Raw genomic sequence first — 9,675 nt, 5'->3', positions numbered from 1 at the left:
GGCCACCTTCACAGGTAGAAGCCCTATTTTGCTAAAATGTACTGCGGAAAAGGGGTTATCTGAGCTATGCACGAACTTACGTCTTCATCACATAAGTCTGAAACTCTTTTATGAATTCCTTGCTTACCTTATCATCAAGATTGGGCGCAGATAATAGTAGGCTACCCGAGAACAGGACTTCTTATGCTGCATTGCACAGACTGCGAGTTTGGCAAATTCGAGCGCAACGAGCACTCTGGTCGCTGGCGTGGAACCTGCATACGTGGCTATGTTTTGGCAAACCCCCACATAGATGAGGGTCCCGATCACTATTTTGCCGATAGTCCCGAGGAGCTGGTGCCAGTCACCGACCCACGCGGTTGCGAATATCTACGCACTAAAGCCATTTGTGACAAGTATGTGCATATCTCTGAAGTCGACAAAGCACAGGACGGCCGTGGCGGCATCCTGCGCTTTCTCAAAACTAAATCACATAAAAAAGACCAGTAGGATTTGCTGTCCTATTTTTGCCCTATTTACTTGGTGCCATAAATGCGGTCGCCCGCGTCACCCAGGCCAGGAAGAATGTAAGCTGCATCATTGAGCTGGCGATCGAGAGCACAGGTGTACAGACGAACCTCAGGGTCAAAGTCGAGAACAGTCTTGACGCCCTCTGGAGCCGATACAAGGGTCAAAGCGCGGATATCTTTGACTCCTGCATCACGTAGGAACTGAATAGCTGCGGTAAGCGAGCCACCAGTTGCAAGCATGGGATCAACAATCAGGCAGGTACGATTCTCGATATCCTGAGGGAACTTGCAATAGTACTGATGTGGCTCGTGAGTCTCAGGGTCGCGGTACATACCAACATGGCCAACACGAGCAGAGGGGACAAGAGAGAAGATGCCATCGACCATGCCCAGGCCTGCACGCAAGATGGGAATAATAGCAACCTTTTTGCCCGAGAGACGCTTGCATACGGCAGTTTCAAGCGGAGTCTCAACCTCCACGTCCTCTAGCGGGAAATCGCGCATAGCCTCATAACCCTCAAAAATTGCTAGCTCGCTAACAAGCTCACGGAACTGCTTCGTAGGGGTGTTCTTATCGCGCAAAATATGCAATTTATGCTGTACGAGGGGGTGATCAATGATGGTAAGACGGCTCTCGTCAAACTCGATTGCCATGGGCGATCCTTTCTTTCGCGTGAACTGCAAGACGTCTGATGTGTTCTTGCAGTCCCCTAATACCTCCCAAATTTTAGCGCAGGACAGCATATACATGACACATTCGATAGAAATGGCAGATAGAAATAGCCATGGTCTGAGCCTCTTAGAACGAAGAGAGGTATGAACGAACTACCCTAATATCCAAGATGAGCCATAAGGTTTATCTACAGATGGTTCAAGCTTCGGTCTATCCATCCACAAAACACCAGGTCAGTATTTATGAAAACTCGAAGGATGAACCATTTGTGCTGATGGATACCGAAAAATGAACCATCTGAAATGTTGGGGCTAAGTCTCATCATAACTACCCGCATAGCGGATGGATTTCTTGTCTCGCGTATAAAATGCGCGAGGCCGGGTTGATGACACGTATAAAAAAGCGGACGCTGCCATGAAACAGCGTCCGCTTTCTATGCAGTGATGACTTTGTTTTTAATTCGCTGGTACTTCAACATCATTAATCAATTTAAATAATTTATCTTTATATCCAAGTAAGAAATTGACGATGTTGTTGCATGAAAAAACTTGGATATCACGCATTGATGATGTTGAGTAAAACGCTGCATGGGGAGTAATAATAACGTTATCCCTACCTACAAGCGGATGATGAGCAAGGTCGGGAGTCTCGTCATACAAAACATCGGCACCAAAGGCACGAATTTGACCCGAATCAAGCGCTGCGACTAAAGCTGGTTCGTCAATACTGAGGCCTCGACCCAAATTAATTAAAATGGGATGTCTCCTCATTGAAGAAAATGCTGCTGCATCAAAGAAGCCTCGGTTGCCTTCATTTAGACTCATATGGCACACGATGGCATCTGCCTTTTCATATAATTCCTCGACAGTTTTTGCTTGGGTGACACCACATGCCGTAAATTCTGTCTCATTAACGTAGGGGTCATATGCAATAATGTCATGCACTAAATTTTGTGCTTTGCCCGCCGTGCAGCGACCTATCTTTCCAAATCCCACAATACCAAGCGTTTGATCTTGCAAACGTGGATATTGGGGGGCAGCAGCAAAATCCCAAACATGATTTTCTTCAATTTGTTTGGAATAAAACTTGAGATGCTTGTTGAGAGCAAAAAGATACGCAATGGCACTTTCTGAAACATCCCAAGTGCAATACTCCCCTATAGGGCATATACCAATCCCATGTTTCGTAGCAGCCTCTACATCTATATTGTCCCAACCAGTTGCATTAATGCCAATAACTTTCAGCTTGGGAGCATGCTCAAAAGCCTCTTTATTCATGGGGATAAAGGCGGTAAGTAACGCATCCACATTGGAAAGTTTTTCGTAAAACTCCGTTCGCGTTTCATCGGTATACGGAAAAACTTCTATTTCTAGGTCTTCACCAAGACCTTCTCTTAACGTTTTGATTTCGAGAGAATGCTCAGGCATCATGCTTTCAAAATAATCACTGATAAGCACTTTCATGGTAGCCCACCTCCTTAAAAAAAGGATGCCCACCCATATAGGCGAGCATCCAAGAAACTACGTCTAATCTAAGGGCGCTCAATGGGCTGAGTAAGGCAGTGAGGTCCACCACCAGCATGCAAAATCTGATCAAACGGCACATCGATGACCTCAATACCCAAGGCACGCATCTTGTCATTAATGTGCTTGTTCTTCTCAATTGCGATGACCTTGTTATTACCGATGCACTGCACATTGCAGCCATGTTTATACATGTCTTCGCTTGCAACGGGGATAAGCTCAAAATTGCGACGCTTGAGCATTTGAAGGAAGTTATATGGCAGTTGATCAATACAAGCCAGTGCCACCTGAGGAGCCACAATATTAAAAATCATATCGAGGTGCAAATTCTGCGGTGGGCAAGGTATGCCTACAACGGTGTAGCCAAACTTTTCAAGCTGATGGCGCAGACTTGCAACACCCTGATCGTCGGTTCTGTCAACCATACCAAAAGCAAGCGTATGCTCATCAAGCATCCAGAAGTCGCCACCTTCCATGCAGCCTGCATTGACACGCGCAATGATAGGGACGCCCATCTCTTTTAGCTTTGCCTCATACTGTTGAGCTTCAACTTGGCGAACGGGATGGCGGAAGTGTCCCATAATGGCACCTTCCCTCACCATGCAGCCATAATCACGAGCAAAAGTCATCACTTGAAACTCGGGCTTTGCTTCGACTTCGACAACCTCGATTCCATTGTCATGGTAGGCATCCACCAAGGTCTGCCACTCAGCGACCATAACATCGTTTTTCTCGGTATCGCCCTTCTTCATCCACTCAGAAGTGATGACATTAATACCGTTGAAGGTGTAATACTTGGGTGAGCAAACCATAACTTTCTTCAGCGGGTTTGTAGCGTTGGAGACATAGACTTTCTCTTCAGACATTTCTTTCCCTTCCTGCTCAATTACAAATCGCTAACAAGTCGCGCGCCTTGGTATGCACCTATCCGAGAGTCACGCCAATTACGAGTGTTATGCAGCAGATGACAAAAATCATTCCAATGATGGGGAGGATTTTCTTAATCCAGTCGGCATAGCTAATATGTGCCGCAGAAGTACAGGTCATAACAATGACTGAGGTTGGCGTCACCATCTTTGCCATACCTAGAGCCATGCACATAATCGTGACCATCAGATGCACAGGTACATTAGCAAAACGAGCCAATGCAGCCATGATTGCCATAGTTGCAGCAGCCAAACCTGTAGAACTAGGAATAAAGAATGCAATTGCAAAGTAAAACACCAGGGACACGATGACAAAGGCAATGGGAGGCAATGACGAAAGGGTCATCTCACCAAAGTGAAGAATGGTGGGAGTAATTTGACCTGCATCCATAACCACCTGAATGCCTCGAGCCATAGGAACTACAAAGGCTGTCGACACCAGAGCAGATGCGCCCTTCATAACAATGCCGATGATTTTTTCGATGTCATAACCCATGACAAGGCCAATAACGATAGTCATAACAAAGACAAGCGTGGTGAGCTCATTGAAATACCAGCTACCAAAGGGGGTGATGTCTTTACCAATGACGGTGCCAAGCACAGGAACCTCTGCAATGGCTTTTGCAAAATCATCAAAGAATGTCCAAGACGGATTGATCGATGTCCAGGGAATAAAACCAAAAATCATGATGGTAAAAACCAAAACAAAAAGGATCAGGGCTGTACGCTGCTTGCTCGTTAGCTCTGTGGCAGCCCCATCATCAGTACCGGCAAATTCTGCCAAATCTTTTTCACGACGGAAGAACTGGGTAGAAAGTTCAGGACGTGCCTTAATTTTGTCTGCATAGCGGCAAATCACAAACGAAGCAAGGGCAACAAGTACAACCAACAGGATTGCGCGCAGAGCCAAGCCCTCACCACTGGAAACGCCAGCAATACCTGAGGCAACACCAACTGAAAATGGATTTACTGTTGAGGCAAGGCAACCTACCTGAGTTCCGATAACAACAATCATTACTGCAACAACGGTGTCTAATCCCAAAGATAGGATGACAGGAACAAACATCATGTAATACACAATGCCTTCCTCATAAGCACCTTCAAGAGTGCCAAAGAAAGCCATGATAGCAACCAGAGCAATGATCAATACATGCATATTGCCCTGACTCTTGGAAGTCACCTGACCCAAAAAGGACTTAATAGCGCCGGTGTTATCCATCATCTCGAGGAAGCTACCAAATGCCATGATGGTTAGCGAAATGGCGATGGCAGCAGATGTACGAGCAGAACCAACCATACCGATAATGGGTGCAAGAAAGACATCCCAGATGCCTTGGGGATTTGCATCTACCGCATGATAAGTGCCAGAAATTGCCTGACCAGCTTCATTGAGATCATAGGCACCTCCTGGAATGAACCATGATAGAGCTGCGATTCCTAATGTGACAAAGAACAAAATGACATAGGTATTGGGACTCTTGAGCTTGCGAGGTGTTTTCTCCTCAGCTTGCTGCGTAGTAAGTTCAGCCACGGCAAACCTCCTCCCTTGGCCCATCCTCTGACGAGCCATCTTGATAAAAATTTGATTTACTGGCACTTCGCCCCTCGAGGTCGGCGAAGTTAAAGACAAGCCTTAGCTAGACATGGGGAACGTATAGATTCCCCAGCGTTGCGACCATAATCGCCTTAATCGTGTGCATGCGATTTTCTGCCTCTTCAAATTGATGCGCATGCTCTGAATAAAAAACATCGTCGGTAACTTCCATAGCAGAGATACCAAACTCCTGTTTGATTTTGTCAGCATATTCGGTCTCTGCATTGTGGAAGGCAGGCAAGCAGTGCAGGAAAATCCAATCCGGATTCTTAACATGGGAAACAAGTTCTGCATTCACCTGATAGGGACTCATTTGCCGCACACGCTCTGCAAACTTGGACTCCTCGCCCATAGCCGCCCATACATTGGTATAGATGACATCAGCATCAACAACTGCTTCGATAGGGTCGTTCGTAACGCGAATGGTGGCTCCGCTTTCCTTCGCAAGCTGCTGGGCAATTGCAAGAATTTCGGGGGCGGGTTCAAGTTCAGCAGGTGTCGCGTTGGTGTAATTCACGCCAAGAATTGCAGACGTAATCATCAAAGAATTCTGAACGTTGTTGCGACCCTGACCACAATAGGTAAGGTTAATACCCTCAAGTTTGCCGAAATGCTCTTTGATGGTCATGAAGTCTGCCAGCATCTGCGTGGGATGCTCACGGTCAGTAAGACCGTTCCACACAACAACACCAGAGTACTCTGCCAACTGCTCAACATACTCCTGCTTGAAACCACGGAACTCGATACCGTCAAACATCGATCCCAAAACTTTAGCGGTATCCAAAACTGTTTCTTTGTTACCTAGCTGAATATCGTTTTTCCCAAGGTATTCTGGATGGGCACCCAAATCTATCGAGGCGGTAGTAAAAGCTGCACGGGTACGTGTTGAAGTCTTCTCAAAAAGCAAAGCGATGTTTTTCCCCTCAAGATAATGATGGGGAATATTGCGTTTCTTCAAATCTTTGAGATGCTCCGCAAAGCCAATAAGCCACTCAAGTTCGGCACGGCTGAAATCCCTTGTTGAGAGTAGGTGACGACCTTGAAAAATAGATGTAGACAAAACAAGCCCCTTTCGACTTGGCTAGAGCCCGTCTCTTTCCCGACGGACATCACCCAAGACAAAAGGTGACCCCTCCTGGCAGACCGAGAACATCTCCCGCCATTGCTGACAGACTGTCCCGAAAACCAGCATGTGCTCATGCACATGTATCACAAGCAATTTCGCATTGCTTGTAGCAGAGTCTAAATGCAAGCCTAGGAGCTCAACAATGGAGGAACTACATATAAAGCCATCAAAGTCTTGTTGCTTCTTACAAATACGCTGGTAATCGCTACGATTTCGATAGCACGATTCATTTTAAGGGTGGAGTTAAAGACCGCTTAACGCTATCTTAGCTACCGTTCACAGACAAGGGTAGCAAAGCTATCGAAAGCACGGTCGCCAAGAACCTATCCGACTCGTCTTCCATATTCAGCAAAGCTTTTAGCTTTTTGAGTCGATAACGAATAGTGTTGGGGTGCTGCCGCAAAGCATATGCGGTTTGAGAAATACTTCCTTGATAAGAAAGGAAAATCCTGAGTGTTTTTATCAGCTCTCCATCGGCATCCTCAGCTTCAATTCGGCGAAGCCACGTCTTTGCTTCGCGCTGATACAGAGAATCCGAATTTGCAATCAAAGCAAACTTGTCTGCACCAATTTCACTCCAAAATGCAAGGGGTTGGCGCTTGATTTCAGCATAGTTTGCTGCAAAAAGCGCCGTTTTCAGCACTAAGCAAAAATCTGATGCATCGAATGCTATTCCCACTCCACAAGGACTCATAAATAGAGCATGTAACTGTTTTGCAAGTTCTTTTGCCTCATATTCCAACTTCACATTAATGCTGACACGATTTGGTGCACAAATAAGCACGAGTGCATAGCCATCAAACCGCTGGACAATGTATTTACGTTTTTCAGCATCAGTCTGACTCATTGCGATGCGATTGCGGATGTCGCTCAACATAATTCTCGCTTGAGAAAAGTCTTCTGGTAGCGACAATGCAAGACATATAAGCTGTCCCCCTACCACTCCGCTTATTGATGTCAGCGCGGTGCTCACTTCTTTGGAGCTCCGTGGACCAATCAATGCACGCAAAGTGTCTTCGCGTGCTTCCTCTTGTTGATCCTCATGTATGAGCTTCAGCGCATCAAACACAACTGCTTCGTGATAGCGACCTTCATAAAGATAAACGGGTACGCCGCTTTCGCTGCTTTTCTTTTTTACTGCCTCCCCAATATGGGGTCTATATACCGTCTTTACGCCAATCCCCGCTACATCACGATCAATCATTGCAAGCAAGGCACGGTCAGACTCAAGCTCGTCGCCGTTTGTAAAACCAAGGTTCGTCAGGATAAACTCCCCCGGCATATACGCGCTATATCCATTAAATTCTGGCCCTATATCAAGAATGCCAACATTAATGACCGTGCGGGATTCTGCTTTTTCACAAGGAGCGACAAGGCGCGCATTGTAAATTGATGGAAGAGAAATAATATCCGCAACCGTAGCCATGTCACATCCTTCCACTACTAGGCAGAATAAAGGGCTAGCCAATAACTTGATGCCAAAAAAAAGCAACGCGAAATCTGCAGCTACTCTACACCGGGGAAGGCGGGATCATCTTCACGCATAATTTTGGCCACGCGCTCTGCATGACGACCGCCAGCATGTTCTGTAGTCAAGAATGTCTCGACAATGGCACAATTGTCCATTAGGCTCACAAAGCGGCCAGACAGGCAGATGATATTTGCATCATTGTGCTCACGAGCAAGGCGCGCAAAGGTTGTATCCTGCACGGGCACAGCACGAATACCCGCAACCTTATCGGCAGCAATTGCCATACCCAAACCAGTACCGCAAATCAAAACACCGTACTCTGCCTCACCAGAGGCGACCTTACGGGCAACTTTATCAGCATAGTCAGGATAATCTACCCTACCGTCACTATCGGGTCCAAGATCCAGCACCTCATGACCCATACCCTGAATGAACTCAATGACAGGTTTTTTCTGCAGAAAACCTGCGTGATCAGAAGCAATTGCAACGCGCATGAACATATCCTCTCTCATATTTGCATCATTGGCTATGCGTCATAACTACAGCGCAAGGCCACGATCAGCCTAACCCAATTCGGGATACAGCGGATGAGCAGCAAGTAAAGCTCGGACTTCAGCAGCTATATTAGTCGCTAACTTTTCGTCTTCAAGAGCACCCAACACTTCACCAATCATCTCTCCCACACGATGACATTCTTGCTCAGTGAAGCTACGCGTTGTAATGGCAGGCGACCCAACACGTAGGCCAGATGTCTTGAAGGGACTACGCTTCTCACCTGGAATAGTGTTTTTATTTGCCGTAATGCCCACCTTATCAAGCGCAAGCTCGGCATCACGACCAGTAACTTCACCCAAGGGAGTTAAATCTACTAGCTGCAGATGATTATCAGATCCACCCGATACAAGCGCAAGCCCGCGGTCAACCATGCCTTGTCCTAAGGCTTGGCAGTTAAGAAGCACCTGATTGATGTAGGTTGTGAACTCAGGCTTGAGTGCCTCGCCCAAAGCAACTGCCTTACCCGCAATAACATGCATCAACGGCCCACCCTGTGTACCAGGAAATACCGCCGAGTTTATCTTTTTGTAAAGCTCTTCATCGTTGGTGAGAATCATGCCACCGCGCGTACCCCGCAGAGTCTTGTGCGTCGTTGTAGTGACTACATCGGCATAGGGGAAGGGACTAGGATGACGGCCCGCAGCTACAAGACCTGCAATATGTGCCATATCCACCATCAGATACGCCCCGACCGAATGCGCAATTTCAGCAAAGCGTTCAAAGTCAATAATGCGTGGATATGCTGAAGCGCCTGCAATAATTAGCTTTGGTCTGCATTCCTTAGCAAGATCTTCTACCTGGTCATAATCAATGCGTCCATCGATGAAATCTACCCCGTAAGGCACATCACGATAGAGTTTGCCCGAAAAATTTGCAGGCGAGCCATGTGTCAGGTGACCGCCTTCAGAGAGATTCATACCCATAAAGGTATCACCTGGCTGCATAAGCGCAGCTTCGGCTGCGTAGTTTGCCTGAGCACCCGAATGTGGCTGCACATTTGCAAATTTGCAGCCAAAGAGCTGACATGCACGCTCACGCGCCAGTTCCTCTACTTTATCAACAGCCCAGCAGCCACCATAAAAGCGATGCCCAGGATAGCCTTCTGCATACTTGTTGGTAAGAACAGAGCTCACAGCTTCCATTACGGGCAGCGAAACGAGATTCTCAGAAGCAATCAGCTCAATAGAATCACGCTGCCGCCCAAGTTCTTCCGTGATAATGTCTGCGACTTCAGGGTCTGCCTGACTCAGGTATCTAAAGTTCATATGCAGTTCCTCTCCCCCACCTATCCCACATGC

Annotated in this window: 9 protein-coding genes; 1 reads left to right on the top strand and 8 read right to left on the bottom strand. The window is 46.9% G+C overall.

Translation table 11 applies throughout. The annotated features are described in order from the left end of the window. Nucleotides 1-183 precede the first annotated feature (183 nt). Nucleotides 184-489, top strand: coding sequence for a hypothetical protein (locus ACO5JD_RS03505; RefSeq protein ID WP_484987625.1), 306 nt, complete (start codon nucleotides 184-186; stop codon nucleotides 487-489). A 26-nt stretch (nucleotides 490-515) separates the two neighbouring features. Here the strand turns inward: ACO5JD_RS03505 and upp are convergent, their stop codons facing one another. From upp to glyA, 8 genes are all read right to left on the bottom strand, one after another. After that, nucleotides 516-1,163, bottom strand: coding sequence for a uracil phosphoribosyltransferase (gene upp / locus ACO5JD_RS03500; protein WP_484987623.1), 648 nt, complete (start codon nucleotides 1,161-1,163; stop codon nucleotides 516-518). Nucleotides 1,164-1,637: 474 nt separating this feature from the next. Beyond that, nucleotides 1,638-2,645: an NAD(P)-dependent oxidoreductase gene (locus ACO5JD_RS03495; RefSeq protein WP_484987621.1), complete on the bottom strand. Its 1,008-nt coding sequence runs from the start codon at nucleotides 2,643-2,645 to the stop codon at nucleotides 1,638-1,640. Between the two features lie 68 nt (nucleotides 2,646-2,713). Next, entirely contained in the window at nucleotides 2,714-3,571 is an 858-nt protein-coding gene (locus tag ACO5JD_RS03490) for a dimethylarginine dimethylaminohydrolase family protein (protein WP_484987619.1), read from the bottom strand. Nucleotides 3,572-3,629: 58 nt separating this feature from the next. Then, entirely contained in the window at nucleotides 3,630-5,162 is a 1,533-nt protein-coding gene (locus tag ACO5JD_RS03485) for a YfcC family protein (RefSeq protein WP_484987617.1), read from the bottom strand. Between the two features lie 106 nt (nucleotides 5,163-5,268). Next, nucleotides 5,269-6,285, bottom strand: coding sequence for an ornithine carbamoyltransferase (argF, locus tag ACO5JD_RS03480; RefSeq protein ID WP_484987615.1), 1,017 nt, complete (start codon nucleotides 6,283-6,285; stop codon nucleotides 5,269-5,271). A gap of 331 nt (nucleotides 6,286-6,616) precedes the next feature. Next, on the bottom strand, nucleotides 6,617-7,777 hold the full coding sequence (locus ACO5JD_RS03475; RefSeq protein WP_484987613.1) for a helix-turn-helix domain-containing protein: 1,161 nt from the start codon (nucleotides 7,775-7,777) through the stop codon (nucleotides 6,617-6,619). A gap of 80 nt (nucleotides 7,778-7,857) precedes the next feature. Then, the gene (gene rpiB, locus ACO5JD_RS03470) at nucleotides 7,858-8,316 is read right to left on the bottom strand and encodes a ribose 5-phosphate isomerase B (RefSeq protein WP_484987611.1); all 459 of its coding nucleotides are present in this window, start codon (nucleotides 8,314-8,316) and stop codon (nucleotides 7,858-7,860) included. Nucleotides 8,317-8,385: 69 nt separating this feature from the next. After that, a complete protein-coding gene (glyA, locus tag ACO5JD_RS03465; RefSeq protein WP_484987609.1) occupies nucleotides 8,386-9,642 on the bottom strand; it encodes a serine hydroxymethyltransferase in 1,257 nt (418 codons plus the stop codon). Nucleotides 9,643-9,675 lie beyond the last annotated feature (33 nt).

The sequence above is a fragment of the Olegusella sp. genome (genome assembly GCF_057238325.1).
Note: the sequence above shows the minus strand (reverse complement) of the source record. Positions and strands in the feature narration are given on the sequence as shown.